The 16,295-nt window shown below is 71.2% G+C and carries 15 protein-coding genes and 1 tRNA gene; 14 read left to right on the forward strand and 2 right to left on the reverse strand.

What is annotated here, in order from left to right; genetic code table 11:
* Positions 1 to 9: 9 nt before the first annotated feature.
* From Pma05_RS15385 to Pma05_RS15395, 3 genes are all read left to right on the forward strand, one after another.
* Complete coding sequence (locus Pma05_RS15385; protein WP_203858095.1) at positions 10 to 1,833, forward strand: ABC-F family ATP-binding cassette domain-containing protein; 1,824 nt, start codon at positions 10 to 12, stop codon at positions 1,831 to 1,833.
* A gap of 265 nt (positions 1,834 to 2,098) precedes the next feature.
* Positions 2,099 to 2,554, forward strand: a complete 456-nt coding sequence (locus Pma05_RS15390; protein WP_203858096.1) for a DUF4383 domain-containing protein — start codon at positions 2,099 to 2,101, stop codon at positions 2,552 to 2,554.
* Positions 2,555 to 2,657: 103 nt separating this feature from the next.
* A complete protein-coding gene (locus Pma05_RS15395) occupies positions 2,658 to 3,131 on the forward strand; it encodes a DUF4383 domain-containing protein (RefSeq protein WP_203858097.1) in 474 nt (157 codons plus the stop codon).
* Between the two features lie 48 nt (positions 3,132 to 3,179).
* On the opposite strand, the gene Pma05_RS15400 is transcribed toward Pma05_RS15395, so the two are convergent.
* Positions 3,180 to 3,782 (reverse strand): TetR/AcrR family transcriptional regulator, encoded by a 603-nt coding sequence (locus tag Pma05_RS15400; RefSeq protein ID WP_203858142.1) that lies wholly within the window; start codon positions 3,780 to 3,782, stop codon positions 3,180 to 3,182.
* Positions 3,783 to 4,016: 234 nt separating this feature from the next.
* Entirely contained in the window at positions 4,017 to 4,988 is a 972-nt protein-coding gene (locus tag Pma05_RS15405; protein ID WP_203858098.1) for an acyl-CoA desaturase, read from the reverse strand.
* Positions 4,989 to 5,137: 149 nt separating this feature from the next.
* On the opposite strand from Pma05_RS15405, the gene Pma05_RS15410 reads away from it, so the two are divergent.
* The 11 genes from Pma05_RS15410 to Pma05_RS15460 all read left to right on the forward strand — a co-directional run bounded on the left by Pma05_RS15410 (position 5,138) and on the right by Pma05_RS15460 (position 16,037).
* Positions 5,138 to 6,004, forward strand: a complete 867-nt coding sequence (locus tag Pma05_RS15410; protein ID WP_203858099.1) for a helix-turn-helix domain-containing protein — start codon at positions 5,138 to 5,140, stop codon at positions 6,002 to 6,004.
* A gap of 13 nt (positions 6,005 to 6,017) precedes the next feature.
* Positions 6,018 to 6,089, forward strand: a tRNA-Gln gene (locus Pma05_RS15415).
* Positions 6,090 to 6,202: 113 nt separating this feature from the next.
* Entirely contained in the window at positions 6,203 to 7,717 is a 1,515-nt protein-coding gene (gene glmU / locus Pma05_RS15420; protein WP_203858100.1) for a bifunctional UDP-N-acetylglucosamine diphosphorylase/glucosamine-1-phosphate N-acetyltransferase GlmU, read from the forward strand.
* Between the two features lie 51 nt (positions 7,718 to 7,768).
* On the forward strand, positions 7,769 to 8,749 hold the full coding sequence (locus tag Pma05_RS15425; protein WP_203858101.1) for a ribose-phosphate diphosphokinase: 981 nt from the start codon (positions 7,769 to 7,771) through the stop codon (positions 8,747 to 8,749).
* 303 nt (positions 8,750 to 9,052) lie between these two features.
* Entirely contained in the window at positions 9,053 to 9,742 is a 690-nt protein-coding gene (locus Pma05_RS15430) for a 50S ribosomal protein L25/general stress protein Ctc (RefSeq protein ID WP_203858102.1), read from the forward strand.
* Positions 9,743 to 9,860: 118 nt separating this feature from the next.
* Positions 9,861 to 10,451: an aminoacyl-tRNA hydrolase gene (gene pth, locus Pma05_RS15435; RefSeq protein ID WP_203858103.1), complete on the forward strand. Its 591-nt coding sequence runs from the start codon at positions 9,861 to 9,863 to the stop codon at positions 10,449 to 10,451.
* Positions 10,452 to 10,602: 151 nt separating this feature from the next.
* Positions 10,603 to 11,466 carry an inositol monophosphatase family protein gene (locus tag Pma05_RS15440; protein ID WP_203858104.1) on the forward strand — a complete coding sequence of 288 codons (864 nt, stop codon included), beginning with the start codon at positions 10,603 to 10,605 and terminating at the stop codon, positions 11,464 to 11,466.
* 197 nt (positions 11,467 to 11,663) lie between these two features.
* The gene (cysD, locus tag Pma05_RS15445) at positions 11,664 to 12,575 is read left to right on the forward strand and encodes a sulfate adenylyltransferase subunit CysD (protein WP_203858143.1); all 912 of its coding nucleotides are present in this window, start codon (positions 11,664 to 11,666) and stop codon (positions 12,573 to 12,575) included.
* Positions 12,575 to 13,864, forward strand: coding sequence for a sulfate adenylyltransferase subunit 1 (locus tag Pma05_RS15450; RefSeq protein WP_203858105.1), 1,290 nt, complete (start codon positions 12,575 to 12,577; stop codon positions 13,862 to 13,864). Before cysD ends, Pma05_RS15450 begins: the two co-directional genes overlap by 1 nt.
* A gap of 83 nt (positions 13,865 to 13,947) precedes the next feature.
* A complete protein-coding gene (locus tag Pma05_RS15455; protein ID WP_203858106.1) occupies positions 13,948 to 15,237 on the forward strand; it encodes a VWA domain-containing protein in 1,290 nt (429 codons plus the stop codon).
* Complete coding sequence (locus Pma05_RS15460; protein ID WP_203858144.1) at positions 15,237 to 16,037, forward strand: peptidase; 801 nt, start codon at positions 15,237 to 15,239, stop codon at positions 16,035 to 16,037. Before Pma05_RS15455 ends, Pma05_RS15460 begins: the two co-directional genes overlap by 1 nt.
* Positions 16,038 to 16,295 lie beyond the last annotated feature (258 nt).

Here is a 16,295-nt window from a genome sequence, read left to right on the forward strand (position 1 = left end):
TCTGAGTACATGGCCAACATCGTCAATCTGGACCGGGTCTCCAAGGGGTACGGCGCGGCGGGGCAGCTCCTCACCGACGTCTCCCTCGGCCTGGACGACTCGGACCGGATCGGCGTCGTCGGGCTGAACGGCGCCGGCAAGTCCACCCTGCTGCGGTTGCTGACCAAGACCGAGGAGCCGGACAGCGGCCGGGTGACGCACCGCCGCGACCTGCGGGTGGCCTGGCTGCCGCAGACCCTCGTGCTCGACCCCGAGGCCCGGGTCCGGGACGTGGTGCTCGGCACCGCCTGGCTCGACGAGGGGTTCGGCGCCGAACACGAGTGGGCCGGCGACGCGGGCGTACGCGCGATCCTGGACGGGCTCGGCATGCCTTACCTGGGGCTGGACCAGCCGGTCGGGCCGATGTCCGGCGGCGAGCGGCGCCGGGTGGCCCTGGCCGCGCTGCTGGTCCGCACCGCCGACCTGCTGATCCTCGACGAGCCGACCAACCACCTCGACGTGGCCGGGGTGGACTGGCTGGCCCGGCACCTGGTCGGCAAGCGCGGCGCGCTGGTGGTGGTCACCCACGACCGGTGGTTCCTGGACGCCGTCTGCACCGACACCTGGGAGGTCGCCGACCGGACGGTACGCGCCTACGAGGGCGGCTACGCCGCCTGGACGCTGGCCCGGGTCGAACGGGAACGGGTGGCCGCGGCCACCGAGGCGCGCCGGCAGAACCTGCTGCGCAAGGAGATCGCCTGGCTGCGGCGCGGCCCGCCGGCCCGGACCTCCAAGCCGCGCTTCCGGATCGACGCGGCGAACGCGCTGATCGCGGACGTACCCCCGCCGCGCGACACCGTGTCGCTGCAACGGCTGGCCACCGCCCGGCTCGGCAAGCAGGTGTACGACCTCACCGACGTCACCCTGACCGCCGGCCCGAAACTGATCCTCGAACACCTGACCTGGCAGGTCGGTCCCGGCGACCGGATCGCCATCGTCGGCGCCAACGGTGCCGGCAAGACCACCCTGCTCCGGCTGCTCGCCGGGGTACGCGGCCCGGACGCCGGGCAACTGCGTACCGGTTCCACCGTCCGGCCGGCGTTCCTGTCCCAGGAGCTGGCCGAACTGCCGGGCCACCTGCGGGTACTGGAGGCGGTCGAGGAGGTGGCCCGCCGGGTCGTACTCGGGGACCGGGAGGTCAACGCGTCCCAGCTCGCCGAGATCTTCGGTTTCGACGACCGGCGGCTCTGGACCCCGGTCTCCGACCTCTCCGGCGGTGAGCGGCGCCGGCTGCAACTGCTGCGGCTGCTCGCCGCCGAGCCGAACGTGCTGCTCTTCGACGAGCCCACCAACGACCTGGACACCGACACCCTGGCCGCGCTGGAGGACCTGCTCGACTCCTGGCCCGGCACCCTGATCGTGGCCAGTCACGACCGTTACCTGGTCGAACGGGTCACCGACGTGGTGTACGGGATGTTCGGCGACGGCCGGCTGGTGCACCTGCCCGGCGGCATCGACGAATACCTGGCCCGCGCCGGCACGCCCGGCACGCCCGGCACGCCCGGAACGCCGCCTCCCGACGGGCGGAGCAACGGCGCGGCGCCGGCCGAGCGGGCCGAGGGTGCCCGCTCCGGCGGGGAGCTGCGGGCGGCCCGCAAGGAGTTGAGTCGGCTGGAGCGGCAGATCGGCAAGCTGGAGCAGCGCGAGGCGGCGCTGCACGGCCAGATGGCCGAGCACGCCACCGACTACGCCCGGATCGCCGAGCTGGACGACCAACTCCGGGCGGTACGGACCGAACGGGAGCAGACCGAGGAAGCCTGGCTGGCCCTGGCCGAGCAGGTACCGGAGGGCTGACCACCGAAAGCGCCACGACGGCGGCACCTGCCCGGCCAGCCGTACCCGGCGGCGGTCGGTGTTCCCCGGCGGTCGGCGTCTCCTGGCGGGCGGCGGCGGTCGGTGTCTTGCGGCGGGCGGTGCGCGATAGCGGGTCGGCGTCCCTCGGCGGGCGGTGCGCGGAGGTCGGCCGGCGTGCCCAGCGGGGGTGTGCGGCGTCACCCGGATGCCATGCGGAAGAATCTAGCCCCGACCCCACTGGCACCGGCGTTGGAGATTGCTGATCATGGCCCACAACCCCGTCAACCATCCCGCGCGGCCGGTCTACCGGGCGATCGCCGGGCTGATCGGCCTCTACCTGGTGGCCTTCGGTGCCCTCGGCTTCGTCGAGGCCGGCGGCGGCGAGTTCTTCGCCCAGGACGACACCCTCGTGCTGGGCCAGGGAACCAACCTCGGCAACTCGGCGATCTCGGCCGTGCTCGGTCTGGTCATCCTGCTCGCCACCCTGGTCGGCCGGAACATCGACGCGGCGGTCGACAAGTTCCTCGGGTACGGCCTGATGGCGCTCGGCCTCGCCGAACTCGCGGTGCTGCGTACCGACGCCAACTATCTCAACTCCACCGTCGCCACCACCATCGTGACCATGACCCTCGGTCTGGTCCTGGTGATGTGCGGCATGTACGGCAAGGTCGGCTCCGAGGAGGAGGCCAGGGCCTGGCAGGACGCCCGCCTGGTGCTCTGACCCGACGGCCCACCCTGCGCTGATCCGGCGTTCGCCGGGTAATCCCCTCCTGCCCGGGTGACAATCCGGTAGGAAGTCGCCCATCGGGAGCGAGGAGGGGGTCATGGCGCATATCCCGATCAACCATCCGGCCCGGCCGGTCTACCGGGTACTCGCCGGGCTGATCGGCCTCTACATCGTGGTCTTCGGCGTCTTCGGGCTGGTGGAGACCTCCGGGGACGACTTCTTCAGCCGGGGCAGCCACTGGGTGCTCGGACTGCGGACCAACCTGGCGTTCGCGCTGGTCTCGGTCATCTTCGGCCTGGTGGTGCTCTTCGGCGCGGTGCACCGGGGCAACCTCGGGCACCTGCTGAACCTGACCGCCGGAGTGGTCTTCCTGGTCGTCGGGCTGGCGATGCTGACCGTCCTGCAAACCGACGCCAACATCCTCAACTTCTCGGTCTCCACGGTCATCGTGTCGATGCTGTTCGGCCTGGTCCTGCTCGCCACCGGCCTCTACGACAAGGTCGGTCCGCCGGAGCACGCCGAGGCGGAACGCGAGATGCGCGGCAGTTCCAGCGCCCGCCCCGGCCGCTGAACCCGGCCGGCACCGCTCGGCGACCGGGACGTCGAAGAAGCCGGCCGCTCAGCGGGTCCGGCGGGTGAGCAGGCTCGGCTTCGCCTCCAGGTGGGACAGGCCGTTCCAGGCCAGGTTCACCAGGTGCGCCGCCACCGTCTCCTTGCGCGGTTTGCGTACCTCCAGCCACCATCGGCCGCTCAGCGCCACCATGCCGACCAGGGACTGCGAGTAGAGCTCGGCGAGCTTCGGGTCGTAGCCCCGGCTCTTGAACTCGGCGCCCAGGATGTGCTCCACCTGGTGCGCCACGTCGTTCATCACGCTGCTGAAGTTGCCGGTCGCGGAGAGCAGCGGAGACTCCCGGACCAGTACCCGGAAGCCGTCCGTCTCCTCCTCGATGTAGTCGAGCAGGGCCAGCGCCGCCTGCTCCAGCAACTCCCGCGGATGCCCGGCGGTCAGCGCCGTGGTGACCCGGTCGAGCAGGGCGCGTACCTCCCGGTCGACGACGACCGCGTAGAGGCCCTCCTTGCCGCCGAAGTGCTCGTAGACCACCGGCTTGGAAACCTTGGCCCGGGCGGCGACCTCCTCGATCGAGGTGGCGTCGAAACCGCGCTCGGCAAACGCCTGCCGGCCGATGGCGATGAGTTGCTCTCGGCGCTGGGCCGCGGACATGCGTACCCGGGAACCGGGCTTGGCGGGCGGCGGCGGTGGCGTCGGGGCCGGGACCTGCCTGCGCCCGACGACCCGTTTGGTACGCGGGGGGCCGTCGGTCACCTCGTCATCCCGCTGCCGTCCCGCGATGCCGCGCCGGCTCGTGTCGTCCCTGGTGGCGCCCTCGTTGCGCTCGGTCACCTGGCCATCCTGCCAGGCAGACGCTCGTGGCCGGGTGCCCGGGCGCATCGCAGGTCACTGCGACGGTGTTGATTTGAGTAGTTTTGCGGCAACCCGCTCGGGCTTCGGCCACCGCACGTCGTACGCGGCACCGACCTTCTCGAAGATCCAGATCGTCCGGGCCGTGATGTCGACCTGACCACGCAGTACGCCGTGCCGGGCGCAGGTCGGGTCGGCGTGGTGCAGGTTGTGCCAGCTCTCCCCGAAGGACAGGACGGCCAGCGGCCAGAAGTTCGTCGCCCGGTCGCCCGGCCGCACCTCGAAGGGCCGCTCGCCGTAGACGTGGCAGACCGAGTTGATCGACCAGGTGATGTGGTGCAGCAGGGAGATCCGGACCAGGCCGGCCCAGAAGAACGCGGTCAGCGCGCCCTGCCAGGACCAGGTGACCAGCCCGCCGAGTAGCGCCGGGGTGAGCAGTGAAAGGCTCACCAGCAGCGGGAACAGCCGGTCGACCCGGTCGATGTCCTTGTCGGCGATCAGGTCGGGGGCGAACCGCTCGCGGTTGGAGAGTTCCCGGTTGAACAGCCAGCCGACGTGCGCGTGGAACAGCCCCTTGGTCAGCCCCCACACGCTGGCGCCGAACCGCCACGGCGAGTGCGGGTCGCCCTCGACGTCCGAGAAGGCGTGGTGCCGGCGGTGGTCGGCGACCCACTGGGTGATGTTGCCCTGGACGGCGAACGAGCCCGCCACCGCCAGGGTGACCCGCAGCCAGCGCTTGGCCTTGAACGAGCCGTGCGTGAAGTACCGGTGGAAGCCCACCGTGATGCCGAGCCCCGCCACCACGTACCACACTCCGGCGATGGCGACGTCGGTCCAGCTCAGCCACCCGCCCCAGGCCACCGGCACGGCCGCGAGCAGGGCGAGGAAGGGAATGGTGACGAAGGACCAGAGGGCGACGAGAATGCCCTTCGACTGGACCCCGTCGGTGAGCGGCTTGGGACCCTTCGTGGCACCGGAGGCCGGTGGTTCGAGCAGGACGGAGGACATGGCACCTCACTGAGCGTAGGGGGAAGATCGGTAACTTACGCCTACGTCACCGTAACCTACGCTGCCGTAGACTGCCATGGACGTGAACCTGAAAATCCGTTGTCAGCCATCGACCAATCTTGTCGTACGCCCGTCCTAACCTGCTGGTCATGGTCGATCCACTCGCCGCCGAGGCGCGTCGCCTGCGTACCGTCGAGCTGCTGTCCGCGCGGGAGATCCGGCGACGCCTGGGCATCGGCAAGGACCGGTTGTCGGCGTTGCTGCGAGATGTTCCCCCGCCGGAGTGGACCAAACGGCCCAACGCCAAGGACGAGTTGCGGACCCGGGCCGTCGAGCTGCGCGAGGCGGGCCGGTCGGTGCCGGGGATCGCCGTCGAGCTGGGCGTGGCGAAGTCGACCGCCTACCGCTGGGTCCGGCACCTGCCACTCGACCCCGACCCGGAAGCCGAGGCGCGGCGTCGGGAACACACACACCAGATGTCGGAGGCGCGCTGGGCGCGGCATCGCGCCGCCAGGGACACCGCCGAGGCGGACGCGCACGCCCGGGCGGCCGAGGAGGTCGGGCCGGTGAGCAGCCGCGATCTACTGATCGTCGGCGCCACGCTCTACTGGTGCGAGGGCACCAAGTCGAAGCCGTGGCGTCGCGACGACCGGGTGGTCGTGGTCAACAGCGACGTCCGGCTGCTCGACATCTTCCTGCGTTTCCTGGCGAGCTGCGGGATCGACCGGAGCGCCCCCAGCTATCGGCTGAGCATCCACGAGTCGGCGGACGTCGAAGCGGCGGCCCGGTGGTGGCAGGCGGCGCTGGGATTGCCGGCCGACCGGTTCCGGCGACCCACGCTCAAGCGTCACCGACCGAAGACGGTCCGCTACAACACCGGCGAGGGCTATCACGGGTGCCTGATCATCGACGTCCCGGGCAGCCGGGAGCTCTACTGGCGGATTGAGGGCGTGGTGGCCGCGCTCGGCGGCGGCGCCGAGGGGGTGGGGTCAGCCGAGGGCGAGGCGCTAGGCTAAGGCCGCTACACCTTCGGCCGTGGTGTAATTGGCAACACCCAAGATTTTGGTTCTTGTGTTTCAGGTTCGAGTCCTGGCGGCCGAGCTCCTACTTCAGCCCCTCTGGGCGGTTTGTCGGGCCGGGAACGCCCGAACCGCTCCGCGGAGTGCGGCTAGCATGAGGCCGCAAACTGCCAGTCGTACGACGGGAGCATTCTCGTGTCCCAGCCCCGCCTCCGCACCGTTGTCGTCCTCGCCGCCGGTGAGGGCAAGCGGATGAAGTCGGCGCTACCCAAGGTGCTCCATCCGATCCTCGGCCGTACCCTGCTCGGGCACGTACTGTCGGCGGCCCTCCCGGTGTCGGCGGACCGTACCCTGGTGGTGGTCGGCCACGGCGCCGACCAGGTCACCGCGCACCTGAACGAGGTCGCCCCGTACGCCGAGCCGGTGCTCCAGGCCGAGCAGCACGGCACCGGGCACGCCGTCCGGATCGCCCTGGAGAGCGCGCCGGACGCCGGCGGCACCGTGGTGGTACTCAACGGGGACGTGCCGTTGCTGCGACCGGAGACCGTCACCGAGCTGGTCGCCGCGCACGAGGCCGCTTCGGCGGCGGCGACCGTACTTGCCGCCGAGGTTGCCGACCCGACCGGTCTGGGCCGGATCGTCCGGGGCGCCGACGGCGGGCTGGAGCAGATCGTCGAGGAGCGCGACGCCAGCCCGGCCCAGCGGGCGATCCGGGAGATCAACGCCGGGATCTACGCCTTCGACGCCGTACTGCTGCGGGATGCGCTGGGCAAACTCTCCACCGACAACGACCAGGGCGAGGAATACCTGACCGACGTGTTCGGCCAGTTCGCGGCGACCGGCGAGACGGTGGCGGTACACGTGGCGGCGGATGCGACCGAGACGCTGGGCTGCAACGACCGGGTCGAGTTGGCGGCGCTGCGCCGGCTGCTGCGGGACCGGGTCAACGAGGGCTGGATGCGCGGCGGAGTGACCCTGCTGGACCCGGCGAGCACCTGGATCGACGTCACGGTCACCCTCGGGCGGGACGCGGTGGTCGACCAGAACACGCAGCTCTGTGGGGCCACCACGATCGGCCCGGACGCCGCCGTCGGCCCGGACACGACGCTGATCGACACCACCGTCGGTGCCGGGGCCACTGTGCTGCGCGCGCACGCGGTCGGCGCGGTGGTCGGCCCGGGCGCGAGCGTGGGGCCGTACGCGTACCTGCGGCCGGAGGCGACGCTGCGGGAGAAGGCGAAGGTCGGCACCTTCGTCGAGGTGAAGAAGTCGGAGATCGGCGAGGGGGCGAAGGTGCCCCATCTCAGCTACGTCGGCGACGCCACCATCGGGCCGCGGGCCAACATCGGCGCGGGGACGCTCTTCGTGAACTACGACGGGGTCAACAAGAACCACACCGTGGTCGGTGAGGCGGCGTTCGTCGGCTGTGACACGAGTCTGGTCGCGCCGGTCGAGGTGGGCGCCGGGGCGTACGTGGCGGCGGGTAGCGCGGTGACCGTGGACGTACCACCCGGGGCGCTCGCGGTCACCCGGGCCCAGCAGCGCAACGTCGACGGCTGGGTGCTGCGCCGTCGCCCCGGCACGAAGTCGGCGGCGGCGGCGGAGCGTGCCGGACAGGGGGCGCCCGGCGCAAGCGAAGGTGAGCCAATGCACGGGGGCTCCGTAGCGGGTGAAGGTCGTCCGGCCTCGGGAGATACTGCAACCGAATAGTCTCTGGCCCAACGCTGGGTGACCCACCGACAAACGGGAGCAGACGAGCCGATGGGCAGCATCGTCGCCGAAAATCGCAAGAGTCTGATGCTCTTCTCCGGGAGGGGATTTCCGGAGCTGGCAACGGAAATCGGTGAGGTGCTCGGGGTGGCGCCGACACCGTCCGACGCCTACGAGTTCGCCAACGGTGAGATCTTCGTACGGTTCAAGGAGTCGGTGCGTGGTTCGGACGCCTTCGTGGTGCAGTCCGTCACGCACGGTGTGAACAAGTGGGTCATGGAGACCCTGATCATGATCGACGCGTTGAAGCGCGGCTCGGCCAAGCGGATCACCGTCGTGTTGCCGTTCTATCCGTACTCCCGGCAGGACAAGAAGCACCGCGGCCGGGAGCCGATCTCGGCCCGGCTGGTCGCGGACCTGCTCCGGACGGCCGGCGCCAACCGGATCCTCACGGTCGACCTGCACACCGCGCAGATCCAGGGCTTCTTCGACGGGCCGGTGGACCACCTCTTCGCGATGGACATCCTGGCCGAGTACGTCCAGCGCAAGTACGCCGGCCGCCCGATGACGGTGGTGGCCCCGGACTCGGGCCGGGTACGCGTGGCCGAGCGCTGGACCGACCGGCTCGGCGGCTGCCCGCTGGCGTTCATCCACAAGACCCGGGACCCCTCCAAGCCGAACCAGGTGGTGGCGAACCGGGTCGTCGGGGACGTCGAGGGTCGGGTCTGCCTGATCGTCGACGACATGATCGACACGGGTGGCACCATCTGCAAGGCGGCCGAGATCCTGCACGAGGCGAGGGCGGCGGACGTGCTGGTGGCGTCCACCCACGCCCTGCTCTCCGACCCGGCGACCGAGCGGTTGAAGAACAGCCGGATCAGCGAGGTGGTGGTGACCAACACCCTGCCGCTGCCGCCGGAGAAGCAGCTCGACAAGCTCACCGTGCTCTCCATCGCGCCGCTGCTGGCCCGGGCGATCCGCGAGGTCTTCGACGACGGCTCGGTGACCACCCTCTTCGGCGGGCTGAGCTGACGATCGCCCGAGCGGGGTGATCCCGGGCGGCGTGTCCAGAGGTGGAATTGGCGGATCGCGAATGGCGCCAAACTGCCTGGGCGGGGACCGCCGCGAACCCGCATCGGGACTCGGGTAGACTGGTGCGGTTGCCACGGCGAGGGTGCCCTGCGGGCCGCTGAAGCAAGCGCCGCACGGATGCACCGTCATCGACGCGGTGCTCCGGGCAGTGGCCACACACGCAAGCCCCCAGCGAGCCCCTCGCCCTAGCACCGCAAACGCCAGCCGACGTAGCGCCGCAGTGACCGTATCAGGAGTCTTCCCGTGTCCGAGGTAAAGATCAGCGCCGAGCCCCGCACCGAGTTCGGCAAGGGTGGTGCCCGTCGTACCCGCCGGGCCGGTAAGGTGCCCGCCGTGCTGTACGGCCACGGCGAAAAGCCCAAGCACATCGCGCTGCCCGCGCGTGAGTTCGCCGCCGCCATCCGGCACGGTGGCGCCAACCAGTTGTTCGCGATCGAGATCAGTGACGGCACCCAGGCGCTCGCGCTGCCGAAGGCCATCCAGCGTGATCCGATCAAGGACACTCTCGAGCACATCGACCTGATCCTGGTCCGCCGGGGCGAGAAGGTCACCGTCGACGTGCCGGTGCACCTGGCCGGCGAGGCGGCCAGGAACACCCTGGTCGTGCACGAGCAGAACACGCTGTCGGTGAGCGCCGACGCGACGCGGCTGCCGGAGAGCTTCGAGGTGTCCATCGAGGGGCTCGAGGTCGGTTCGCAGGTGACCGCGGCGGACGTACGGCTGCCGGAGGGTGTGGAGCTGGCCGCCGACCCGGAGCAGATCCTCGCGCTCGTCACCCAGGCGCCGACCGCCGAGCAGATGGCCGCCGAGGCCGGCGAGGAGCCGACCGAGGAGGCCGAGGAGGAGGCCGGAGCCGAGGGCCCCGGTGCCGAGGCCGCCGAGGCCGAGGGCGACAACCAGGGCGCGCCCGCGCAGGCTGCCGCCCAGGGCTGAGCGACAACCGACCTGACAGGCGCCCCCGGACGTACGGGGGCGCCTGTTTCCGTACTGTGACGCCCACCGGGACTGTGGCGCCCACCGGGCCGGGAAGCAGAACTGGGGGAAGAGCGGCGTGACGGAGGAGCTTCGTCCGTGGTTGCTGGTCGGTCTCGGCAACCCCGGCAAGGAGTACGCGCGGCACCGGCACAACGTCGGCTTCCTGGTCGCCGACCTGCTCGCCGAGCGGATCGGCGCCAAGTTCGGCCGGCACCGCCGGGCGGTCGCCGAGGTCGCCGAGGGGCGGCTCGGGTTCGGTGGGCCGAAGCTGGTGCTGGCGAAGCCGATGACCTACATGAACCTCTCGGGCGGCCCGGTGGCGGCGCTGGCGCAGTTCTACAAGGTGCCGGTCGACCAGGTGGTCGCCGTACACGACGAGCTGGACATCCCGTACGGGCAGATCCGGCTGAAGCAGGGCGGCGGCGAGGGCGGGCACAACGGGCTGCGGTCGATGTCCAAGTCGCTGGGGACGAAGGACTATCTGCGGGTGCGGTTCGGGATCGGGCGGCCACCGGGGCGGCAGGACCCGGCCGACTTCGTACTCTCCGATTTCTCCTCGGTGGAGCGCAAGGAGTTGGAGTTCCTGGTGGACCGGGCGGCCGACACGGCGGAGGCGATCGTGACCCGTGGCCTGGAGTGGGCGCAGAACGCGTACCACGGGACCTGACCGGCGATCGACGGATCGTGACCGGTGTGGCGGGCCGGCGGTGCACCCGTCGCCGGCACCGCGACCGGTAGTCTTCGCCGCGGGTGAGGAGGCTGACAATGATGATTCCGTGTCAGGCGGCCGGCGACGCCGGCTCCGTGGAGGTGCGCTGATGGCCGCGCCGCCCGTGATCGACGGTGAGTTCGCCCGCTGGCTGGCCGGTCGGGCTGGCCAGGCGCTGCTGGAACTCCGGGCCGAACTGGGCTTTTCCGACCCGGGGGCGCTGAAGGCGGCCGGCGACAAGGTCTCGCACGACCTCCTCCGCACCGAGTTGGCCCGGTGGCGACCCTCCGACGCGGTGCTGTCGGAGGAGGACGAGGGCGCCCGGCTGGCCTGGGCCGCCGAGGTCGAGCCGGAGGTGGCGCCCCGGCTGGGCGCCGACCGGGTCTGGATCATCGATCCCCTGGACGGTACCCGGGAGTTCGCCGAGGAGGGTCGGACGGACTGGGCGGTGCACGTGGCGCTCTGGGCCCGCCGGGCCGGCACCGGGCACGGGCTGGTCGGCGCCGCGGTCGGGCTGCCCGCCCAGCACCGGGTGCTCGGCACCGACCAACCGCCGGCGTACCCGCCGATGACGCTGGCGGCGGCGACCGGGCACACCGGATCAGGCGGCCCGGACGGCATCGGCCGGCGGGTCCGGCTGGCGGCGAGCCGGAGCCGACCGCCGGTCTTCCTCACCGACCTGGCCGCCGAACTCGGCGCCGAGCTGGTGCCGATGGGCTCGGCCGGCGCGAAGATCGCCGCCGTGATCAGTGGTGAGGTCGACGGGTACGTGCACGCCGGCGGCCAGTACGAGTGGGATTCGGCGGCTCCGGTCGCTGTGGCGACGGCCACCGGGCTTTTCGCTTCCCGAATCGACGGATCCGCGCTGAAATACAACCAGGCCGATCCCCGCCTGCCGGATCTGGTGGTGTGCCGAAAGGATCTCGCTCCTCGGCTGCTCGCAGCGTTGCAGCGCCACCTCCGGGTACCCTAAGCCGGGGCATGGCGACTTAACCGACCGGGAGGGTCCGGAAATCCCATGGGCGAGCAGCACGAACGAGTGCCGGCATGAGCGACGCGAGCGAGTCAGTCAGTTCAGTGCGGAGTGCCGGCATGGGTAGCCACGGCGAGCGGATCGGCCAGCTCGGCGCCGGGGCGCCGGAGCCCGTCCGCCCGCGGCGAGGTGACGGGATGACCTCGCCGGCGGCCTACCGGGTCTCCCATCTCGACGCGCTGGAAGCCGAGAGCGTCTTCGTCTTCCGCGAGGTGGTGGCCGAGTTGGAGCGGCCGGTGCTGCTCTTCTCCGGCGGCAAGGACTCGATCGTCATGCTCCGGCTGGCCGAGAAGGCGTTCGCGCCGGCCCGGATCCCGTTCCCGGTGATGCACGTCGACACCGGGCAGAACTTCCCCGAGGTGCTGGACTACCGCGACCGGCGGGTGACCGAGCTGGGGCTGCACCTGGTGGTGGCCAGCGTGCCGGAGGCGCTGGAGTCCGGGCTGGTGCAGGAGCCGGCCGACGGCGTACGCAACCGGATCCAGACGCCGGTGCTGCTGGAGGCGGTGGAGAAGTACCGCTTCGACGCGCTCTTCGGCGGCGCCCGGCGGGACGAGGAGAAGGCCCGGGCCAAGGAGCGGGTGTTCAGCTTCCGCGACGACTTCGGCCAGTGGGATCCGAAGAACCAGCGCCCCGAGCTGTGGTCGCTCTACAACGGCCGGCACCATCCGGGCGAGTCGATCCGGATCTTCCCGCTCTCCAACTGGACCGAGCTGGACGTCTGGCACTACATCGCCCGGGAGAAGATCGCGCTGCCGTCGATCTACTACGCCCACCAGCGGGAGGTCGTCGAGCGGGACGGCATGCTCTACGCGGTCAACGAGTTCATCTCGCCCCGGGCCGGGGAGAAGCCCTTCGTCGAGCAGGTGCGCTACCGCACCGTCGGCGACGCCTCCTGCACCGCCGCCGTCCGGTCGGCGGCGGACACCGTCGAGCTGGTGATCGAGGAGGTGGCCGCGACCCGGATCACCGAACGCGGCGCCACGCGGGGCGACGACCGGGTCAGCGAGGCGGCGATGGAAGACCGCAAGCGGGAAGGGTACTTCTGATGGCCACGACCGTGGTGCCGACCGAGACGCGTGCGATGGACCTGCTCCGGTTCGCCACCGCCGGCAGCGTCGACGACGGCAAGTCCACCCTGATCGGCCGGCTGCTCTACGACACCAAGTCGCTCTTCACCGACCAGTTGGAGGCGGTCGAGGCGGTCAGCGCGGCCCGGGGCGACGAGTACACCAACCTGGCGCTGCTCACCGACGGGCTGCGGGCCGAGCGCGAGCAGGGCATCACCATCGACGTGGCGTACCGGTACTTCGCCACCCCCCGGCGGAAGTTCATCATCGCCGACACCCCCGGGCACATCCAGTACACCCGGAACATGGTGACCGGGGCGTCGACGGCCGACCTGGCGTTGATCCTGGTGGACGCGCGTAAGGGGCTGGTGGAGCAGTCGCGCCGGCACGCCTTCCTGTGTTCGTTGCTGCGGGTGCCGCACCTGGTGTTGTGTGTGAACAAGATGGACCTGGTCGACTGGTCGCAGGAGGTGTTCGAGCGGATCGCCGACGAGTTCACCGCGTTCGCGGCGAAGCTGGAGGCGCCGGACCTGACCGTGGTGCCGATCTCGGCGCTGCACGGCGACAACATCGTCACCCGCTCCGAGAACACCCCGTGGTATGAAGGCCCGTCCCTGCTGCACCACCTCGAACACGTGCACATCGCCAGCGACCGCAACCTGGTCGACGTACGGTTCCCGGTGCAGTACGTGATCCGTCCGCAGTCGACGACCGTGACCGACTACCGGGGGTACGCCGGGCAGGTCGCCTCGGGCGTGTTGAAGCCGGGCGACGAGGTGATGGTGCTGCCGTCCGGGTTCACCAGCCGGATCGCCGCGATCGAGACCGCCGACGGTCCGGTCGAGCAGGCGTTCCCGCCGATGTCGGTGACGGTGCGACTGACCGACGAGATCGACATCTCCCGGGGCGACCTGATCTGCCGGCCGACCAATGCTCCGGCGGTGGCCCAGGACATCGAGGCGATGATCTGCTGGATGGACGAGACGAAGCCGCTGCGGGTCGGCGGCAAGTACGCCATCAAGCACACCACCCGGTCCGCGCGGGCGGTGATCCGCACCCTGCGGTACCGGCTCGACGTGAACTCGCTGCACCGGGACGAGTCCGCCACCGAGCTGGGGCTCAACGAGATCGGCCGGGTACGGCTGCGTACCACGGTGCCGCTGCTCGCCGACGAATACCGGCGCAACCGTACGACGGGTGGCTTCATCGTGATCGACGAGTCGACGAACCGTACGGTCGGGGCCGGCATGATCGTCGAGGCCGACTGACGGCTCGGCCCCGCCCGTGCCGGCGGCGGGACGGGTGAGGGGAGCGGCGGTCAGCGACAACCGTTGATCACTAGGATGTCCCGGTGATCAACGGACCACGATCCTTCTTTGTCCTCATAGGACTATCCACTGTCCTCTGTCCCCTTGCGACAGCGCCAGCTTTGGCCGCCGAGCCCGAGCCCGCCGCCGAACCGTTCCGCGTCGAGCTGGTGCTCGACGTCAGCGGGTCGATGCGGGCCGCTGACATCGGCGGCCGGAGCCGGATCTCCGTCGCCCAGCAGGCGTTCAACGACGTGGTCGACGCACTGCCGGACGGCACGCAGCTCGGCATCCGGGTCCTCGGCGCGACGTACAAGGGCGACAACAAGACCGTGGCCTGCCGGGACACCCAGCAGCTCGTACCGGTGGGGCCGGTGGACCGCGCCGCCGCCAAGGAGGCGATCGCCACGCTGCGGCCCACCGGGCACACGCCGATCGGTCTCGCGCTGCGCGGGGCGGCCCAGGATCTCGGCACCGACGGTGGCAACCGGCGGATCGTGCTGATCACCGATGGCGAGGACACCTGCGCCCCACCGGACCCCTGCGACGTGGCCCGGGAACTGGCAGCCCAGGGCACCAAACTGGTGGTCGACACCCTCGGCCTCGCACCCGACGAGAAGGTACGCCGGCAGTTGCTGTGCATCGCCGGCGCGACCGGCGGAACCTACGCGGCGGCGCAGAGTTCCGAGCAACTCACCGACCGGATCAAACAACTGGTGCGGCGGGCCGAAGACACCAACACCCCCGCCCCGGCGCCGGTCGCCGGTGGCCGTGAATGCGCCGGTGCGCCGCTGCTCGGGCCGGGCGTCTACACCGACCGGGAGAAGTTCGCCGAGCACCGGTGGTACCGGGTGCCGGTGGCCGAGGGGCAGGAACTGCGGGCGGCGGTCAGCGTCACGCCGGACCGCCCGGTCCACCGCGACTACGGGGTGCTGCTGCGGGCCACCGCCGCCGACGGGCGGGAACTCGTCCGGGGTACGGACGCGGGCAGCGGGCGTACCGACGTGCTCTCCACCGGGCTGCGCTGGTCGGCGAGCGAACCAGAGGAGACGAGCGCCGAGCCGGACGCCGATGCCGACGACGAAGGGGTTCGGACCATCGAGGTCTGCCTGGTGATCAGTAACTCGTTCGCACCGGTGGACCGGGCGGACGGCCAGCCCGGGATGCCGTTCGAGCTGGTCGTGGACGTGGTGGCCGACTCGCGTACGCCCGACGCGCCGGGGCTCGGCCGAGGCTGGTTGCTGCTGCTCGTGCTGACCGTGGCCGGCCTGGTCAGTGGCGTACTGGTGGGCTGGTTGACCCGGTGGTGGATCGCGACCTGGAGGACGAACTGATGCGTACCCGGATTCGACCCGCCGCCGTCGCGGCAGCCCTGGCGGTACCGGCCATCCTGGCCGGAGTGCTGTACCCGGCCGCCGCACTTGCCGAGCCCACCCCGTCACCCGGAGCGACTCCGCTGGATCGGGCCGGCACGTCCTTCCTCAGCGCCGCACCGGTCACCGCCGGCCAACCGGTACGCCTCGACGCCTCGACCGGCGACTACCTGTACTGGTCGTTCCCCGGGGAGGCCGGCGACGTGACGGAGATCGCGGCGACACTCCGCTTTCCCGGGGACGCGAAGCGGTCCGGCCCGTCGACGTGGAGCATCGAGGTGTTCGACGGGCTGCGCCGCAGGCAGGCGTGCACGGCAGGCACGCAGACGCCGACGGCCGCCAAGGACGCCACCGAGGTACGCCTCGGCTGCGTACTGCGCCGGGTACGGTCCTGGGCCGAGCCGTGGTCCGGCGACCCGCTGCCCGGGACGTACTACGCCAAGCTGTCGGTCGTCGAGCTGCCGGAGGCGGACCTCGGTCTGCCGGTCGAGGTCGACCTGCTGCTCGGAACCACGGACGCTGGGTCCAGCGCCGACGACGGCGAGCTGCGGGCGCCGCTGGCTCCGCCGGCCCGGCCCGGCGCGGTGCTGACCTCGGCGGACGGGTCCGGTGCGTCACCCAGCCCGGCGGCGGTCGCCGACGGCGGCACCTTCGACTGGGTACCGGCGTTCTCGACCCGTTGGATCTGGACCACGATCGGTGGGGTACTGGCGGCGGTGGCCGGAGTGTTCGGCTTCTCGCTGACCTGGCGCCGCCGCTGAGCAGTCCGCAGCCCGGGGCCCTCCCCGACCCGGGAAGGCCCCCGGCACGGACGGCGACCGCTGCCCGTCGGGCGATGCCGCCGGCATCACCCGACATACCGGCGCAACCGTCCGGCCGGCGGCTTCATCGTGATCGACAAGGCCACCAACCGTACGGTCGGGGCCGGAATGATCGTCGAGGCCGGCTGACCGGTTGTAGCACGGGGCCGAGTCCCAAGGGCCGCCGGACGAGCCAGCTACCGAGCGCCACACGCCGGT

Origin of the sequence: Plantactinospora mayteni, from assembly GCF_016862935.1 — a bacterium.
GTDB lineage: Bacteria > Actinomycetota > Actinomycetes > Mycobacteriales > Micromonosporaceae > Plantactinospora > Plantactinospora mayteni.

What these genes read in the sequence shown, in the direction of transcription:
- Pma05_RS15385 (WP_203858095.1), top strand. Translation starts at nt 10, where the DNA reads ATGGCCAACATCGTCAATCTGGACCGGGTCTCCAAGGGGTACGGCGCG.
- Pma05_RS15390 (WP_203858096.1), top strand. Translation starts at nt 2,099, where the DNA reads ATGGCCCACAACCCCGTCAACCATCCCGCGCGGCCGGTCTACCGGGCG.
- Pma05_RS15395 (WP_203858097.1), top strand. Translation starts at nt 2,658, where the DNA reads ATGGCGCATATCCCGATCAACCATCCGGCCCGGCCGGTCTACCGGGTA.
- Pma05_RS15400 (WP_203858142.1), bottom strand. Translation starts at nt 3,782, where the DNA reads ATGTCCGCGGCCCAGCGCCGAGAGCAACTCATCGCCATCGGCCGGCAG.
- Pma05_RS15405 (WP_203858098.1), bottom strand. Translation starts at nt 4,988, where the DNA reads ATGTCCTCCGTCCTGCTCGAACCACCGGCCTCCGGTGCCACGAAGGGT.
- Pma05_RS15410 (WP_203858099.1), top strand. Translation starts at nt 5,138, where the DNA reads ATGGTCGATCCACTCGCCGCCGAGGCGCGTCGCCTGCGTACCGTCGAG.
- Pma05_RS15425 (WP_203858101.1), top strand. Translation starts at nt 7,769, where the DNA reads ATGGGCAGCATCGTCGCCGAAAATCGCAAGAGTCTGATGCTCTTCTCC.
- Pma05_RS15440 (WP_203858104.1), top strand. Translation starts at nt 10,603, where the DNA reads ATGGCCGCGCCGCCCGTGATCGACGGTGAGTTCGCCCGCTGGCTGGCC.
- cysD (WP_203858143.1), top strand. Translation starts at nt 11,664, where the DNA reads ATGACCTCGCCGGCGGCCTACCGGGTCTCCCATCTCGACGCGCTGGAA.
- Pma05_RS15450 (WP_203858105.1), top strand. Translation starts at nt 12,575, where the DNA reads ATGGCCACGACCGTGGTGCCGACCGAGACGCGTGCGATGGACCTGCTC.
- Pma05_RS15460 (WP_203858144.1), top strand. Translation starts at nt 15,237, where the DNA reads ATGCGTACCCGGATTCGACCCGCCGCCGTCGCGGCAGCCCTGGCGGTA.